The 14,722-nt window shown below is 71.0% G+C and carries 18 protein-coding genes; 6 read left to right on the top strand and 12 right to left on the bottom strand.

The features are described 5' to 3' along the window. Nucleotides 1-15: 15 nt before the first annotated feature. Entirely contained in the window at nucleotides 16-723 is a 708-nt protein-coding gene (locus tag DEJ21_RS17795; protein ID WP_071404807.1) for a phosphatase PAP2 family protein, read from the bottom strand. A 98-nt stretch (nucleotides 724-821) separates the two neighbouring features. Here DEJ21_RS17795 and poxB point away from each other — a divergent pair, with 98 nt between their 5' ends. Beyond that, a complete protein-coding gene (gene poxB, locus DEJ21_RS17790) occupies nucleotides 822-2,546 on the top strand; it encodes a ubiquinone-dependent pyruvate dehydrogenase (RefSeq protein ID WP_111225505.1) in 1,725 nt (574 codons plus the stop codon). 66 nt (nucleotides 2,547-2,612) lie between these two features. On the opposite strand, the gene DEJ21_RS17785 is transcribed toward poxB, so the two are convergent. Further along, nucleotides 2,613-3,296 carry an SDR family NAD(P)-dependent oxidoreductase gene (locus DEJ21_RS17785; RefSeq protein ID WP_111028661.1) on the bottom strand — a complete coding sequence of 228 codons (684 nt, stop codon included), beginning with the start codon at nucleotides 3,294-3,296 and terminating at the stop codon, nucleotides 2,613-2,615. 102 nt (nucleotides 3,297-3,398) lie between these two features. On the opposite strand from DEJ21_RS17785, the gene DEJ21_RS17780 reads away from it, so the two are divergent. Continuing rightward, nucleotides 3,399-4,241 (top strand): helix-turn-helix transcriptional regulator, encoded by an 843-nt coding sequence (locus tag DEJ21_RS17780; RefSeq protein WP_111225504.1) that lies wholly within the window; start codon nucleotides 3,399-3,401, stop codon nucleotides 4,239-4,241. A gap of 45 nt (nucleotides 4,242-4,286) precedes the next feature. On the opposite strand, the gene DEJ21_RS17775 is transcribed toward DEJ21_RS17780, so the two are convergent. Both DEJ21_RS17775 and DEJ21_RS17770 read right to left on the bottom strand, forming a co-directional pair. Beyond that, complete coding sequence (locus tag DEJ21_RS17775; protein ID WP_111225503.1) at nucleotides 4,287-5,234, bottom strand: hypothetical protein; 948 nt, start codon at nucleotides 5,232-5,234, stop codon at nucleotides 4,287-4,289. After that, the gene (locus DEJ21_RS17770) at nucleotides 5,231-5,581 is read right to left on the bottom strand and encodes a PadR family transcriptional regulator (RefSeq protein WP_071404801.1); all 351 of its coding nucleotides are present in this window, start codon (nucleotides 5,579-5,581) and stop codon (nucleotides 5,231-5,233) included. The genes DEJ21_RS17775 and DEJ21_RS17770 overlap by 4 nt, the downstream gene beginning before the upstream one ends. Nucleotides 5,582-5,792: 211 nt before the next feature. Between DEJ21_RS17770 and DEJ21_RS17765 the strand changes: the two genes are divergently transcribed. The 3 genes from DEJ21_RS17765 (at nucleotide 5,793) to DEJ21_RS17755 (ending at nucleotide 8,828) form a co-directional block, all read left to right on the top strand. Beyond that, complete coding sequence (locus DEJ21_RS17765) at nucleotides 5,793-7,322, top strand: putative Ig domain-containing protein (protein ID WP_146247833.1); 1,530 nt, start codon at nucleotides 5,793-5,795, stop codon at nucleotides 7,320-7,322. Between the two features lie 187 nt (nucleotides 7,323-7,509). Then, nucleotides 7,510-8,307 carry an L-threonylcarbamoyladenylate synthase gene (locus tag DEJ21_RS17760; RefSeq protein ID WP_111225501.1) on the top strand — a complete coding sequence of 266 codons (798 nt, stop codon included), beginning with the start codon at nucleotides 7,510-7,512 and terminating at the stop codon, nucleotides 8,305-8,307. Between the two features lie 20 nt (nucleotides 8,308-8,327). Next, complete coding sequence (locus DEJ21_RS17755; protein ID WP_258375139.1) at nucleotides 8,328-8,828, top strand: hypothetical protein; 501 nt, start codon at nucleotides 8,328-8,330, stop codon at nucleotides 8,826-8,828. Between the two features lie 52 nt (nucleotides 8,829-8,880). On the opposite strand, the gene DEJ21_RS17750 is transcribed toward DEJ21_RS17755, so the two are convergent. The 6 genes from DEJ21_RS17750 to DEJ21_RS17725 all read right to left on the bottom strand — a co-directional run bounded on the left by DEJ21_RS17750 (nucleotide 8,881) and on the right by DEJ21_RS17725 (nucleotide 12,559). Next, the gene (locus DEJ21_RS17750; protein WP_111225500.1) at nucleotides 8,881-9,309 is read right to left on the bottom strand and encodes a RidA family protein; all 429 of its coding nucleotides are present in this window, start codon (nucleotides 9,307-9,309) and stop codon (nucleotides 8,881-8,883) included. Between the two features lie 33 nt (nucleotides 9,310-9,342). Then, a complete protein-coding gene (locus tag DEJ21_RS17745) occupies nucleotides 9,343-10,023 on the bottom strand; it encodes a hypothetical protein (RefSeq protein WP_111225499.1) in 681 nt (226 codons plus the stop codon). After that, nucleotides 10,020-10,214, bottom strand: a complete 195-nt coding sequence (locus DEJ21_RS17740) for a hypothetical protein (RefSeq protein ID WP_071404793.1) — start codon at nucleotides 10,212-10,214, stop codon at nucleotides 10,020-10,022. The genes DEJ21_RS17745 and DEJ21_RS17740 overlap by 4 nt, the downstream gene beginning before the upstream one ends. Before the next feature lie 207 nt (nucleotides 10,215-10,421). Continuing rightward, nucleotides 10,422-10,721 (bottom strand): Dabb family protein, encoded by a 300-nt coding sequence (locus DEJ21_RS18430; protein ID WP_181435955.1) that lies wholly within the window; start codon nucleotides 10,719-10,721, stop codon nucleotides 10,422-10,424. Nucleotides 10,722-10,794: 73 nt separating this feature from the next. Next, the gene (locus tag DEJ21_RS17730; RefSeq protein ID WP_027467207.1) at nucleotides 10,795-11,682 is read right to left on the bottom strand and encodes an SDR family oxidoreductase; all 888 of its coding nucleotides are present in this window, start codon (nucleotides 11,680-11,682) and stop codon (nucleotides 10,795-10,797) included. A 145-nt stretch (nucleotides 11,683-11,827) separates the two neighbouring features. Beyond that, nucleotides 11,828-12,559, bottom strand: a complete 732-nt coding sequence (locus tag DEJ21_RS17725; RefSeq protein WP_084740785.1) for a trypsin-like serine protease — start codon at nucleotides 12,557-12,559, stop codon at nucleotides 11,828-11,830. Nucleotides 12,560-12,757: 198 nt separating this feature from the next. Between DEJ21_RS17725 and DEJ21_RS17720 the strand changes: the two genes are divergently transcribed. Further along, entirely contained in the window at nucleotides 12,758-13,471 is a 714-nt protein-coding gene (locus DEJ21_RS17720) for a GAF and ANTAR domain-containing protein (protein ID WP_111225497.1), read from the top strand. On the opposite strand, the gene DEJ21_RS17715 is transcribed toward DEJ21_RS17720, so the two are convergent. Both DEJ21_RS17715 and DEJ21_RS18425 read right to left on the bottom strand, forming a co-directional pair. Continuing rightward, the gene (locus tag DEJ21_RS17715) at nucleotides 13,468-14,451 is read right to left on the bottom strand and encodes a diacylglycerol kinase family protein (protein WP_111225496.1); all 984 of its coding nucleotides are present in this window, start codon (nucleotides 14,449-14,451) and stop codon (nucleotides 13,468-13,470) included. The genes DEJ21_RS17720 and DEJ21_RS17715 overlap by 4 nt on opposite strands. A 49-nt stretch (nucleotides 14,452-14,500) precedes the next feature. Continuing rightward, nucleotides 14,501-14,722 (bottom strand): hypothetical protein (locus DEJ21_RS18425; RefSeq protein ID WP_111225495.1); only part of this gene is annotated, 222 nt, incomplete at its 5' end.

Here is a 14,722-nt window from a genome sequence, read left to right as displayed (position 1 = left end):
GCCCCCAGCCCGGCGTCAGCCCCGCCCCGGCCGCAGGAACGGCACCCGCGGCATGAGCCAGTCGACCCACACCACCCGCACCCCCGGCGCCACGGCCAGTGCCCACAGGATCGAGGCAGCGGCGTCGGTCGGGTAGTGCACCGCGTCGATCGACACCGCGAAGAACACGATCACGATGGCCACGACCCCGAGCGTCAGGGCGAGCCGGTGCCACCGCGTCTCGCGGAGCAGCCAGATCAGGGCGATGACGAACGCCGTGATGTAGACCGTGTGCCCACTCGGGTACCCGGGGTCGGGCTGCACGGGGAACGGGTGCGGCAGCACGGCGACGTCGGGCCGGGCGCGGTGCACGATCTCCTTGACGATCGCGGACGGCACCCACGTGATCGCGATGGTGCCACCGAACGCCAGGGCCGGGCGCAGGTCGCGCGTGCGCCACCAGATCACGGCGACGACGACGACCGTGATCCCGATCGCCGGTGCCGGACTGATCACGTGGTAGACCGCCGTGCTGAACGCCCCGATGAACCCGGTGTGCAGCGCGTTGAGGGCCTTGGACAGCCCGAGGTCCACGGTGCCGAGGGTGAACCCGACGATGGTGATGACCACGACCGCGATGACGGCGATCGCCACCGAGACGAGCGGGTACGGCGAGCGCTCGAGGATCCCGTACGCGGCGGGCTCCCGTCGGCGGGGACGGAGGAGCGGCGCGTCGTCGGTCATCCCGCCATCGTCGCAGCACGACCCCGGCATCCCAGGGCGAGTGAGCCTCACAAAACTCCGAAAGCGTTCAGCGCGGCGGTCGGGAGTAGACAGGACGCATGCCAACCGTTGCCGAGAACATCGTCGCCACCCTCCGCGCCAACGACATCCACCGGATCTACGGCCTGCCCGGGGACTCCCTGAACGGCTTCACCGACGCCCTGCGCAAGGACGGCACGATGCGGTGGGAGCACGTCCGGCACGAGGAAGCGGCCGCGTTCGCCGCCTCTGCCGAGGCCGCCCTGACCGGTGACCTGACCGTCTGCGCCGGCAGCTGCGGGCCCGGCAACCTGCACCTGATCAACGGCCTGTACGACGCGAACCGTTCGCGGGTGCCGGTGCTGGCGATCGCCGCCCACATCCCCACGGCGGAGATCGGCTCCGGCTACTTCCAGGAGACGCACCCGCAGGAGCTGTTCCGCGAGTGCTCCGTCTACGTCGAGTACGTCGCCGACCCCGTCCAGATGCCCCGCCTGCTCGAGATCGCGATGCGTGAGGCGATCGAGAAGCGCGGCGTCGCCGTCCTCGTGATCCCGGGCGACGTGCTGCTCGCCGAGGCGAAGGACGACCGTGCCACCCGCATCGAGCGGGCCACCCCGCGCATCGTGCCGAGCGAAGCCGAGCTGCAGCGCACGGCCGACCTGCTGAACGGTGCCGACCGGATCACGATCCTGGCCGGAGCCGGCGTCGCGGACGCCCACGACGAGGTCGTCGCCCTGGCCGAGCGGCTGCAGGCCCCGATCGTGCACGCGCTGCGCGGCAAGGAGTACATCGAGTACGACAACCCCTACGACGTCGGCATGACGGGACTGCTCGGCTTCGCGTCCGGGTACCGCGCGATGGAGGACGCCGACGTCGTGCTCATGCTCGGCACGGACTTCCCGTACCAGCAGTTCTTCCCGGCCAAGGCGAAGCACGTGCAGGTCGACATCCGCGGCTCGCAGCTCGGCCGCCGGCACCCCGTCGACATCGGGCTGGTCGGCACCGTCAAGGACACCGCCCTCGCGCTCATCCCGCTGCTGACCGGCTCGCACCCGACGAAGCACCTCGAGGACTCGCTCAAGCACTACCGGAAGACCCGCGAGAAGCTCGACGACCTGGCGGTCCCCGCCGGGAAGAAGAAGCCGCTGCACCCGCAGTACGTCGCCCGGGTGCTCGACCGGCTCGCCGCCGAGGACGCCGTCTTCATCCCCGACGTCGGCTCCCCCGTCGTCTGGGCCTCGCGCTACCTCACGATGAACGGCAAGCGCCGGCTGATCGGCTCGTTCGTGCACGGCACGATGGCGAACGCCGTCCCGCAGGCGATCGGTGCGCAGACGGCGTTCCCGGACCGGCAGGTGATCGCCCTGGCCGGTGACGGCGGGCTGACGATGCTCCTCGGTGAGCTCATCACGATCGTGCAGAACAAGCTGCCGGTGAAGATCGTCGTGTTCGACAACTCGTCGCTCAACTTCGTCGAGCTCGAGATGAAGGCCGCCGGCTTCGTGAACTACGGCACCGAGCTGCAGAACCCGGACTTCGCCGCCGTCGCCGAGGCGATCGGCATCAAGGGGTTCCACGTCGACGTTTCCGACGACTTCGAGGACGCCATGGCCGCCGCGCTCGCGCACGACGGCCCGGCGCTCGTGTCGGTCCGCGCGAACCGCCAGGAACTCTCCATGCCCCCGGCGGTCACGCTCGAGCAGGCGAAGGGCTTCACGCTCTACGCCATCCGCACGGTGCTGTCGGGTCGCGGCGACGAGCTGCTGGACCTCGCGTCCACCAACGCGCGCCAGCTGCTGTAGACGCGACCGGATGACGGCCTGGAGGCTCGTGGCGGCGCCGCCACGGGCCTCCAGGCCGTCACGACGTCACCACCCGAGCGTCTGGCCGTCCTCCAGGAACACGCCGGTGGGGCCCTCCGGGCCCGCGCTCGCGGCGGCCGCGATCGTCGCGGCGCTGACCTCGACGGGGCGACCGTGCGGGTTCGGCATGCCACCGAACTCGGTGGCCGTGTAGCCGGGCTCGATCGCGACGAAGTGCACCTCGGGCACGACGCGTGCGTACTGCACCGTCAGCATCGATACGGCGGCCTTGGACGCGCCGTAGACCACGGCCGGCACGGTGAACGCCGGCTTCGACGGGTCGTGGGTGGCGGTGAAGGAGCCGAGCGCACTCGACAGGTTCACCACGATCGGGTTCGCGGAGCGACGCAGGAGCGGCAGCGCGGCCTCGGTCGCGCGGATCGTGCCGACGGCGTTCGTGTCGAAGACGGCGAGCGCCTCGGGCCCGCTCTGCCCCCAGACGGCGATGCCGGCGTTGTTGACCAGCACGTCGAGTCCGCCGTTCGCGTCGACGTGGGCGAAAGCAGCGGCGACCGAATCGTCGTCGCGGACGTCGAGCTGGACGGAGCGGGCGCCGATCTCGGCGGCAACCGCGGCGCCCTGGTCGGCGTCACGTGCGCCGATCCAGACGGTGTGGCCCGCCTCGACGAGCTGGCGGGCGGTTTCCTTGCCGAGGCCGCGGGTGGCCCCGGTGATGAGTGTCGTTGTCATGGATCCAGCGTCACGCTCGGCGACGACCGCAGGGAGTCGCCCGGTTGTCGTAGGACCGGCAGGGCCAGGACCCGGGCGCCCCTCGACGCGCAGACTGGGGACATGGCGGACACGGACTTCGGGCACACCCTGCGGCGACTGCGCGACCACGTCTCCCCCGAGGCGGCGGGAGTGGTCGTCGGGCCGCGTCGGCGTGCGACCGGTCTGCGGCGCGAGGAGCTGGCCGGGCTGGCGGGGATCTCCGCCGACTACCTGACCCGGCTCGAGCAGGGGCGGGCGACCTCGCCGTCCGCCCAGGTCGTCGAGGCGCTCGTGCGGGCGCTGCGGGTCCCCGATGCCGACCGCGAGCTGCTCTACCGGCTCGCCGGGCACGCGCTCCCCGCTGCCGACGTGGTCCCGTCGCGAATCCCGCCGAGCGTGCAGCGACTGCTCGACCGGCTGGCGGACACCCCGGTCGCGGTCCTCGACGCCGCGGGGAACCTGCTCGTCGCCAACGCCCCGTACGACGCACTGATGGGGCCGATCGGCGCGCTGCGCGGGAACGACCGGAACACCGCGTGGCGGCACCTGGTCGGGTCCGGCAGCCGAGCCGTGCACACGCCCGAGGAGCAGGCGGCGTTCGAGGCGAACCTGGTGGCGGGGCTCCGGATGACCGCGGCGCGCTACCCGCTCGACCGCCAGCTGCAGCAGCTCGTGCGGGACCTGCGGGCGGCGAGCCCGCGGTTCGTCGAGCTGTGGGACTCGGGCGCGACCGCGCTCGGCGAGACCGCCCGCCGGAAGGTGATCGACCACCCGGACGTCGGGCTGATCACGCTCGACTGCGACACCCTGGTCGTCGGGCCGGAGGACCTGCGGATCCTGGCGTACACGGCCGAGCCCGGGTCGGTGGACGCGGAGCGGCTGGCCCTGGCGATCGTGGTGGGGACGCAGTCGTTGGTGGAGTGAGGCGGGGGTTCGATCTCTGTGTGCCCCGACTCCGACGCGGCCGGACTAGCGAGCGGGCCGCACAGGTCTCCGCGGTGGGAGCGCAAGGGAACCACGACTGTGGAGGACGAGCAGGACCAGCCCGAGGGCCACCGGGAGTGCCACCAACTCGACGGACCCGCTCCCGACGTCCATCGCGCGGACTTCGTTCACCGCGAGCGCCCCGACGTACGGGACGAGACTCAGGACGATCGTGAACGCTGTCCGCCACCACCGCATGATCGCGAGAACGACGGCGCTGATCTCGAGCACTGCCGTCCCGTACCAGGCGTAGAGGTTCCCGTCCCACAGGGACCGGCTGTACTGCCACTGTCCGGGATCGCTGACGCTGCAGTAGCTGAGGGCGCCGAGCAGGAACCATCCGACGGCTGCTGCCGCGGTGTGCTGGGAGCGGTGCGGGCGCCCGAGGACCGCGACGACCGCACACGCGCTGAGCAGGAGCAAGGTCGCCCGGTCGACACTCCAGACGCCCGGGTACCGGTTCAGGAGGTACGGCGACACGGTCCCGAGCAGCACGGACACCAGCAGGACGACGCGCCCGACGTTCCACCGGCCGGAGAGCGCAGTGACGAGGGCGATCACCCAGAGCGCCGCGAACACGAAGCCCGTGTCGCGGAAGGGTCCGACCTGCACCATTGATCCCGGAGCCGGGTTGCCGGTGATCCACGGCACCCAACTCGAGAACAGGAACTCGGCGAGAGCAAGCCCGGTGCCGAGGGTCAGGGCCACCGTGCTCGCGGGGTTCCGCACGTCGGCCACCACGAGCCCGTCGAGCCGCAGGCCCACGCCGTGCTCGGCGATGGCCCGACGTTCCTGGCGGGTCGGACGCTCTCGGCCTTCGCCCTCGGCGACGTCGAGGAGTGTCCCGACGAGCGCGTCGGCGTTCGCGGACCGCCACGCAGCCGGGTACCAGGCGAGCAGTCGCCGGTACCGAGCTTCGAGTTCGGCACTCATGCTCCGGCAACCTTGCCGGAGATGCTCGACGTGCGCGGCAGACGGGCACGCACCGCGCGCAGCCTGACCTCGAGTCGCTCGGTCTCCAGCGCGAGCCGCTGTTCGCCCTGGGTGGTGAGGGCGAAGTAGCGCCGGAGACGCCCCCCAACGACTTCGTCTCCGGCGCCGGTCACCAGTCCGTCCTGTTCGAGACGTTCCAGTGTCTTGTACAGCGTCGTCACCGGCAGGCTGACGTCGCCCTCCGTGAGCTCGGTGACGGCCTGGATGATGCCGTACCCGTGGAGCCGTCCCCGGGCGAGGGTGGTCATGACCCAGAACGCCGGCTCTCGCAACTCTGCTGTTCGCATGGTGAGACCATATGCCCGAAATGGGAATATTTCCACCTCTCCAGATGAGCGCTGCGACGACTGCGGCGCGATGCCGCTCCCCCACTTCGCGGGTGATGCCTGCCCTCGGGCTCAAGGACGCTTCACAGGTTGGCTACGATCCGAGGGCGCCGGCTTCCGGCGATCGCACTCGTCCGGCCGTTGTCGGACGGCACACCCGAGGGGACAACCCGTGCCACACAGCACCGCAACACTCCGACGCGCATGCGCGATCGGCGCGACGATCGCCGTCATCGGCCTGAGCACCGGCTTCGGGGCGCTGTCTGCCTCGGCGGCAGAACTGCCGGACGCAGCACCGGCGAGCGCGTCGGCAAGTTCGACCGCGGCCCCCACCGAGGACACCGCGCCCGGAACCAGCACGGACCCCGACACCGGCACCGGCACCGGCACCGGCACCGATGAGGAGACCCCAGCAGCGTCGCCCGACGCGACGACTCCTGTCGCCCCGGTTCCGGATGCCGCCGAGGACACGGAGGTGCCCGCGGACGAGACCACCTCGCCCAGCAGCGCTCCGGCCGCCCCGGCGACGTCTGCTCCCGCCGTCGCCGACCCCACCGCGACCATCGCCGGGGATGCGACCGTGGGCAGCACCCTCACCGCGACGGGGACGGGCTTCACCGGCACGCTCTCCTACGTGTGGACGGGTGACGGCACCACGCTCCCCGTCACGACCGAGTCCTACCTCGCCCTCCCTTCGGACGCCGGCAAGGTCATCGCCGTCACGATCACGGGCGATGACGACCAGACAGCAACGGCATCGACCGCTGCGGTGACACAGGCCGCCTCGTTCCCCGAGGCGACCACCGAAGACGAGCCGCTCATGCTGTCCACGACGGCCGGGGAACGGTTCACCCACACGTTCGCCGCGGACGGGTTCCCGAAGCCGACGTACTCGGTGGAGTACTTCTCGCGCGACGACCCGTACGCCGACGAGACCGATCAAGACGAATCCAGTTACCTTCCGTACGGTCTGTCGCTCGACCACTCCACCGGGGTGCTGTCCGGCACCTCTGACTACTCGGGCACGTACGCCTTCCGCATCGTCGCGACCAGCGGCACGACGACCGCATCGCAGTACCTGAACCTCACGACGGACGCCTCGACACCGCTCGGCGTGCGGGTGACGGCCGAGGACAAGGACACGTTCCTCACCGCTCATTCCACGAGCTGGGTCATCGAGCGCGACGGCACCGTCTGGACCTTCCAGAACGAGACCACGCCCGAGCCCGACGGCGGTTACAGCACCTTGGGCGTGGGCTTCGAGGGCGGGCAGCCGACCATAGACCAGGGCGGCACGCTCCTGGTCGGCGGGAGCCTCGTCGACCGCTTCGGCAACGAGGTCGACGGCGCCGACGGCTACCCGGCACCGTTCACGGTGACGTCCGACCACACCTCAGACGTCATCGTCCCGAACACCGACCCGTGGGCAGGTGCCGAAGTGACGTTCCCGCACGCGTCGACCCACGCCCTGACCGTGGCGTCGAGCAGCTTCGCGACGGCGTTCACGGTGGACGTCCGTCCGACCGCTTCGACGGTGGCGACCCCTGTCGCTCCGACGAGCGCGGTCTCCGCCGCCGTCCCGACCGGCCAGCTGGCCTACACCGGGAGCGACGCGATGCACCTGCTGCCGTGGGCTGCGGGACTCGCGCTGACCGGCGTCGGCGTGATCGCGCTGCAGGCCCGTCGTCGGAAGCGATCCTGACCCACCACCGATGAACGACCGAGGGGCCCAGCGCGTGCTGGGCCCCTCGGCCGTTCACTGCGAGCCCGCCTGAACCCTTCGGAGAAGGCCCACAGGTCGCGCCCTTCGCCCTTGTCCGGCTCGGACACCGTCCATAGGCTCCCGCTGTCAGACGATCGTCTGACTCCAGAACGGGACGAGGACGGGCATGAACGACGACACGCAGGTCAGCATGAACCGGGTGCACTGGGACGGTGGCGTGCCGCGCAGTGCGGTGGACGCGCTGCTGCACGACGGCGGGCTGGCGGTGGTCCCCACCAAGGTCGGCTACATCCTGATGACCTCGGACCGCGCGGGCCTGGAGCGGAAGTTCGACGCCAAGGAACGCAACCGCAACAAGCCGGGCGTCGTGCTCGTGAGCTCGCTCGAGATGCTCCGGAGCATCGCGCAGCTCACCCCCGAGATCGACGCCCTGTACCAGCGGTGCTGGGACGAGGACATCCTGCTCGGGTGCATCCTGCCCTGGAGCGACGAGGGCCGAGCGGCACTGCCGGCGGACGGCTCCGACGAACTCATGATGGACACCCGCGGAACGTCCTGCTTCGTCATCAAGTTCGGCGTCCCCGGTGAGCTCGCCGCCCGCGAACTCTGGACCGAGCACGGCAAGTTCGCCTTCGCGAGCTCGGCCAACCCGTCCGGTACCGGCAACCGTGGCGTGGTCGACGGCATCGGCGAGCGCATCGCGGAGCGTGCCGACGTGATCGTCGAGGCGGACGACTACGTCGCGTCCATCCAGCCGGAGCAGAGCGCCGAGACGCGGTACGAGCAGGGCGTCATGGTGTCGATGGTCGACAGCACCGGAGCCCTGATCCCGCTGCAGGACGGACGCCGATCGATCGTCCCCGCACCGACGCTGATCCGCAAGGGGCTCGACGTCGACCGGATCATGGGGCTGCTCGCGGACACGTTCACCAGCTGGGACTACCGGCAGGGTGAGTACTACTGAGCCCGCACGAGAGGATTTCCGTGGGCCGGAGCCGCCTGTCGCGTGAGGACGCCTCGAGCCGCATCACCGCGTTCGTGTACGGCAACATCGTGATCCTCGGCACGATCGCACCGATGGTTCCGGACACCGCCGAGAGCGGTCGGGGGCTCTGGTACGTCCTCGCCACCGCGTTCTCGACCTTCCTCGCACACACCTTCGCCGAGTCGGTCGGTCGACGTGCGCGGAGCGACCACCGCCTCACCGCGGAGACCGTCCGCGACGAGCTGCGAGATTCGCTGCCCATCCTCACCTCCGGTCTCCTGCCGGCTGCCGTCCTCGCCTACGCCTGGCTGACCGGCACGTCCGGGCTCGCGGCCGAGATCATCGCGATCGCGTACCTCGTGGTCCGGCTCGCTCTTCTCGGGCCCGTCGTGGCCAGGCTCCGCGGGGAGAACCCGTCCCCGCGGACGTTCGTGGCCGGCCTCGTCCTCGCGCTCGTCGGTGTCGGCATCGCCCTGGTCAAAGCAGGTCCGGGCTTCTGAGGCGAGCGTGCGCGGGAGCGCGGGAACGCGGGGACCTCGACACCTCGCGCCGTCACGCGGGCTGACCGTCGGCGACGGCCGCGACGGCTTCGATCTCGACCAGCTGGTCGTCATAGCCGAGCACCGTGACGCCGAGCAGGGTGCTGGGCACGTCGTGCGCACCGAAGGCATCGCGCACCACCTGCCACGCGGCGACGAGGTCGGCCTGCCGCGAGGACGCCACGAGCACCCGGGTGCTCACGACGTCCTCGATGGAGGCGCCTGCCGCACGCAGCGCCTCGCGCATCGTCTCGATGCACCGGGCAGCCTGGCCCGCGTAGTCGCCGACCGCGACGGTCGACCCGTCCGGGGCGAGGGGACAGGCCCCGGCGAGGAACACGAGCCGGGTCCCGGCCGGCACGGTGGACGCGTACGCGTACTGCGCCGCGTCGCTCAGGACGTCGGACCGGATGAGACGGACAGCGCTGGCCGTACCGGTCATCCTGCCAGCAGCGACGTTCGACCCTCGGTGGCGTCAGGCGCAGTACTCGTACGGCAACTTCGCGACCGACCCCACCCAGATCGCACCCACGGTGGTGCCGTCCGTCCCGAGCTGGAACGTCATGGAGCGTCCGTCGGCCTGCACGCTCCACATCGAGTACGGCCCCTGGTCCTCACCGTAGGTTCCGGTGTACTGCAGGTCCGGGTACGCGGAGCGCACCTCGGTCAGGGTCGCTCCAATGCCGATCCCGGCGTCGGTCTCGGGCGAGTTCGTCGTCACCGGGTCCGACCCCACCCCACCGATGGTCACCCCGGCGACCTTGCCGTCGCGGGGGATGACGATGAGGCCGGGGGTGTCGGACCGCTCCCAGAAGGTCGTCTCCGGGCTGGCCGGACACGCATCCGTACTCCGGGTGTAGGCAGCCGCCAGGTCGTCGATCTCGCCCTGCACCGGACCACCGAGGGCGATCGGTCCGACCTCGTCGGTCGAGATAGTCCACGTCGCGGGATCCGACAGGCTGAAGACCGTGTCCGTCGCGGTCGGGGTCGCAGCGGGGGTCGGGGTGTCGGGGTCAGCCGGCGCCTCCGGGGTCGCGGTGGCAGTCGCGGTCACGGTCCGGGTCGGCGTCGCGGCCGGTGTGCCGGAACAGGCGGTCAGCGCCATCGCTGCGATGAGCCCGAGGGTCACCCCGGCGGTCCGGGCGGTGCCGTTCACGCGGCCCCCGCCGCACTGCGCCGCTGCCGGTCAGGCGGGAGCTGGGGGCCGGGTTGCTGCACGGTCCTCCAGCTGCCGATCCGCGGGTCGAGCCGGACGGCGTCACCGCACTCGTCGCAGTGCGCCGCTCCCGCCTCGCCGAGCAGGATCTTCGCGCCGTCGTGGACGAACGGGTTCGGGTTGCCGGGCATCGTCTGTTTCCCTCCGTCGGCGGATGTCGAAGGGTCCCCGCCCGCAGGCGGGGACCCGACCGGCGCGGGCTCCGGAGAGCCGCAGCGCCGGCCGATGACCCCCGCGCCGTTGCGATGGCCGATCCACCGTACGTCGAGCCTCCACGAGGAACGGAACCCCTCGTCCGCCATCGCAACCAGAGCGTTACACAGCTTCCGACGCCGCGGTCAGTCGGCGTCCTCGACGTCGAACACGACGACCCGCGCACTCGCCGCACCGATGAACTCGGCCACCGGCCGGTGCTCCGGGTGCGGCAGGTACCCGGCGAGCGCGGCACGATCGCGGAACCGGACGACGAGCATCCAGTGGAACCCGCCCTCCAGCCCCTCGGTGCTCACGCTCGTGCCGGCCTGCACCGACTCGACCCCCTCGACCCGCGGCAGGTGCTCACGCGACAGGGCCGAGGCCTCGGACGACCGGTCCTCCCCGTCCCACTCGACCAGCACGGTGTGCGTCACTCCGGACACGTGGTCCCCTTCCTCGAACGCAAGAACGCGAAAACGCGAAAACGCCAAAACGCCAAAAGCCCAGAACGGCAGATCAGAACGCCGGCGTCCCGCCCGCGATCGTGATCGTCGACCCGGACTGGTAGCTCGACTCCGGGCTGACCAGGTGCACGTAGGCGGCACCGAGCTCGGCGGGCTGACCGGGACGGCCGAACGGCGAGCTCTCACCGAAGTGCGACACCGTCTCGGCGTCGTCGGAACCCGGCTGCAGCGGCGTCCACACCGGCCCCGGCGCGACGGAGTTCACACGGATGCCCTTCGGCGCGAGCTGCTGCGCGACGGCCTCGGTGAAGAGCTTGATCGCGCCCTTCGACACGGCGTAGTCGATCTTGTCCGGCGAGGGCGTGGACGCCTGGATCGAGCCGGTCGTCACGATGGTCGACCCGGGCTCGAGGTGCGGCACCGCAGCCTTGGTCAACCAGAACAGCGAGTAGATGTTGGTCTTGAAGGTGGAGTCGAACATCGACGTGTCGAGCGTGAGGATGTCCTCGTTGCTCTCCATGCGCCCCGCGACCATGACCAGGGTGTCGAGGCCGCCGAACTCGTCGACGCCCTTCTGCACCAGGTCCGTGCAGTACTGCTCGTCGGAGATGTCGCCGGGGAACAGCACGGCGCGACGGCCTTCGGACTCGAGCAGGTCGCGGACCTGTTCCGCGTCCTCCTGCTCGTCCGGCAGGTACGAGAGCACCAGGTCCGCACCTTCGCGCGACAGGGCGATGGCCGCGGCACGACCGATGCCGGAGTCGGCACCGGTGACGATGCCGCGGTACCCCTTCAGCCGTCCGAGCCCTGTGTAGCTCTCCTCGCCGTGGTCGGGCTTCGGGTCCATCTTCCACGCGGCGCCCGGCAGCGACTGCTCCTGCTTCGGGTACGGCGGTGCCGGGTAGAGGGTGTTCGGATCGCGCTTCTCGTACTGGCTCATGGCCCCACTGTCGTCGCGGCGCCCGCACGGGCGCTCAGCTGGTGGGTGACGGACGCCGAGCAGGCGACCCCGGTTCTGGAGACGGGCGGGGACGGACGGGAGGCGCGGTGCCAGCTGACACCGCGCCTCCAGTCCGTCAGGTGGTTCAGACGCCGGCCGTGGTCCGGATCCAGGACGAGGCCTGCGACAGCAGGGCGTAGTTCGAGCCAGCCTTGGTGTTCGCGCCCGGGTCGGCGCTGTCGCCGGTGGAGCAGACGGCGACGACCTTGCCGTTGACGAGCAGCGGGCCGCCCGAGTCGCCGTGGTTCGAGGCGCCGGTCACGCCGGTGAGGTGCTGGGCACGACCGCTGAAGGCGTCAGTGCTCGCGCCGGTGAGCGAGACCGTGGCCTGGTACAGGCCGTCGGACTGGGTCGCGTTGGCACGCAGGCCGTAGCCCTGGATGGTGCCGGTGCCGCTCGACTTGGCCGTCGCGGTGAGGTCGAGGGGTGCGTAGGTGGACAGCGAGTAGGCGGTCCGCAGGTGCACGAGCGCGATGTCACCCGCCGGCGAGGCGCTGACACGGTCGACGGCGACGGCCGTGCCGCGGTTGACGGTGGAGTTCGAGTGGTAGACGTTCATCGCGCCGATGCCGTCGATGCAGTGCCGGGCGGTGAGGATCCACGAGGCGTTGAGCTGCTCGCCGGTGCAGTTGCTGACGTAGCCCGAGGGGATGCTCCCGCCGGAGGCTTCGAGCTGCACCGCCCACGAGGTGGTGGGGGCCTTCTCGCCGCCGACGACCTTCGTGCTGACGGGCAGCGCGGACGCGGGCGAAGCGGCGAACACGCCGGCGGTGATGACGGCGACCGCGGCGAACGCGGCTGCGATGGACTTCTTCATGACGACTCCTCTGTCGGTGAAGCACCTGCCAGTTGCTCTGTGCAACTGATGCGTCATCCTGACCTCTCTTCAGGGGTCGCACCAGTCCGCACTTCGACGGACGTGGCTCCCGGGAGGGTCATCGCGGGCTTGCTGGCCGTCGTCCGCTACGCGAACTGGCTGAGCCGTGCGCCATCGGTCTGGTCGTAGCGTCGAATCATGACGACCAGTGGCGCGATCAACCTGCCGGATCGGTTGGTGCCGGCTCTGGACCCTGACCTCGAGGTGCTCGACGCCATGGACCGTGTGATCGCGGCGTGCGCGGAGGGGACCTCGGCGACGGAGGCGGGGGTCGTGCTCGCCGACCGGTCCGGTGCGCTGCAGGTCATCGCCTCGACGAGCGAGCGCAGCAGCGAGGCCGAGGAAGCGCAGCTCGGGACGAACGAGGGCTCGTGTCTCGACTGTTACCGGACCGGCGAGACGATCGACGTGCCCGACGTGTCCACGCACGAGTCGGAGTGGCCGACGTTCGCGGCGACGATGCGCGAACGCGGGCTGCAGGGCACGTTCGCCGAGCCGATCCGTCTGCGGGACCAGACCATCGGCTCCCTGTGCGTCTTCGCCGACCACACCCGCGGGCACAGTGACCAGGACGTCGTGCTGCTCCAGCTGCTCGCCGACGCGGCTTCGGCTGCCCTCGTCCGACAGCGGGACCGCGGGGTGTCGGCCACGATCGAGGAACAGGTCGAGGACGCGCTCGAGGCCCGGGAGCTCCTCGAACAGGCCAAGGGCGCACTCGCGTACCGCCGGGGCGTCCGGATGGACGAGGCGTTCCAGATCCTGCGACGAGCCGCTGCCGGCGCGGGCCGCGGGATCCGGGCCATGGCCGAGGACGTCGTGCACCGGGGTGCCGACCTCGGCAGCACCGGCTAGACCGGTTCCGTCCGGAGGACCAGTCCGTGGTGGTGCGTGGTGAGCGACACCGCGACCACCTCGCCGAACGCATCACCGTCGAGCTGCACCCGCTCCGGGGTGTCGACGGTCAGCCGCAGCGCCCTCGCCCGGGTGTACCGGAGCGCGCGTGATGCCGGCAGGACCCGCGCCAGGAGTCGCCCGAACCGGGTGCGCGCGAAGAAGCGGTTGAGCGTCAGGGCGTACCCGACCTTGGTCCAGCCGAACCACCCGGCCGGCCGGAACGCCACGGCGTCGAGGATGCCGTCGTCCGGTCGGGCCGCGGGCAGCAGCAGGATGCCCGCGGTCAGGGTGCCGCAGTTCCCGACGATGATCGTGTGCGCGCTCATGCTGCGGAGTGGGCCGTCGTCGATCCCGTAGTGCACCGGGATCTGCCGGTTGCCGATCACGGACCGGGCGATGGGATCCGAGTAGGCGACCCATCCGAACCGCTTCTTCACCCACGCGTTCGTGTCCGCGGCCATGCTCGCATCGAGCCCGATGCCGGTCATCACCAGGAACGCGTGCGACGTCGTGGTGCCTGCCGGGTCGGTCAGGTCGGCCAGCCCGACGTCGATCGGGCGGTCCGTCCCGCTGAAGCCCGCTCGGACGGACCGCACCAGGTCGCCGAGGGGCAGCCCGAGGTTCCGCGCGAACAGGTTGCCGGTGCCGCTGGGGACGAGCGCCACCGGGATCCCGGTGCCGCGGAGTTCCGCGGCGACGACCCGGAGCGTGCCGTCACCACCGGCGACGAGGACGACGCTCGGGTGGGCGTCGCGCGCGTCCCGGGCAGCCGCCCGTCCGTCGTCGTCAGCGCTGGTGGTGAACCAGAGCGACTCGGCCCATCCGTGCGCGCGCTCCTCGGCGCCGAGGACCGCTCGGAGGCGGGCCTGGTCGATCTTGGTCGGGTTCACGACCACGGCGGCGCGCGGCGGGCCGGGTTCGTTCGGGGGCGTCGGCATGCGTTCGGTGCGGGGATTCCTGCTGGTGGTGCGCTTCGCCAGTGGCGGACTAGTTGGTCCGGCCGGCGTTGCGGGCCTTGTTGCCGCTGCGGCGGACGGCGCCGAAGACGATCGTGCCGAGCAGCAGGACGATGCCGATGATGCCGAGCCAGAGCAGGCCCTTCAGGGCGAAGCCGACGATGGACAGGACTGCCCAGAGGACGACGAGGACGATGACGGTCTTCACGGTGGTGGTTCCTTCGGCGGGGTGTGGTGCGTGCGGGGTGGGGTC

This window comes from Curtobacterium sp. MCSS17_006 (genome assembly GCF_003234215.1).
GTDB classification, from domain to species: Bacteria; Actinomycetota; Actinomycetes; order Actinomycetales; family Microbacteriaceae; genus Curtobacterium; species Curtobacterium flaccumfaciens.
The sequence above is the reverse complement of the archived record's forward strand: the minus strand, read 5'-3'. Positions and strand labels throughout refer to the sequence as shown.

Bases quoted from the DNA above. Each gene is read 5' to 3' on its own strand.
- DEJ21_RS17795 (WP_071404807.1), bottom strand. From the start codon at position 723: ATGACCGACGACGCGCCGCTCCTCCGTCCCCGCCGACGGGAGCCCGCC.
- poxB (WP_111225505.1), top strand. From the start codon at position 822: ATGCCAACCGTTGCCGAGAACATCGTCGCCACCCTCCGCGCCAACGAC.
- DEJ21_RS17785 (WP_111028661.1), bottom strand. From the start codon at position 3,296: ATGACAACGACACTCATCACCGGGGCCACCCGCGGCCTCGGCAAGGAA.
- DEJ21_RS17780 (WP_111225504.1), top strand. From the start codon at position 3,399: ATGGCGGACACGGACTTCGGGCACACCCTGCGGCGACTGCGCGACCAC.
- DEJ21_RS17775 (WP_111225503.1), bottom strand. From the start codon at position 5,234: ATGAGTGCCGAACTCGAAGCTCGGTACCGGCGACTGCTCGCCTGGTAC.
- DEJ21_RS17770 (WP_071404801.1), bottom strand. From the start codon at position 5,581: ATGCGAACAGCAGAGTTGCGAGAGCCGGCGTTCTGGGTCATGACCACC.
- DEJ21_RS17760 (WP_111225501.1), top strand. From the start codon at position 7,510: ATGAACGACGACACGCAGGTCAGCATGAACCGGGTGCACTGGGACGGT.
- DEJ21_RS17750 (WP_111225500.1), bottom strand. From the start codon at position 9,309: ATGACCGGTACGGCCAGCGCTGTCCGTCTCATCCGGTCCGACGTCCTG.
- DEJ21_RS17740 (WP_071404793.1), bottom strand. From the start codon at position 10,214: ATGCCCGGCAACCCGAACCCGTTCGTCCACGACGGCGCGAAGATCCTG.
- DEJ21_RS17730 (WP_027467207.1), bottom strand. From the start codon at position 11,682: ATGAGCCAGTACGAGAAGCGCGATCCGAACACCCTCTACCCGGCACCG.
- DEJ21_RS17725 (WP_084740785.1), bottom strand. From the start codon at position 12,559: ATGAAGAAGTCCATCGCAGCCGCGTTCGCCGCGGTCGCCGTCATCACC.
- DEJ21_RS17720 (WP_111225497.1), top strand. From the start codon at position 12,758: ATGACGACCAGTGGCGCGATCAACCTGCCGGATCGGTTGGTGCCGGCT.
- DEJ21_RS17715 (WP_111225496.1), bottom strand. From the start codon at position 14,451: ATGCCGACGCCCCCGAACGAACCCGGCCCGCCGCGCGCCGCCGTGGTC.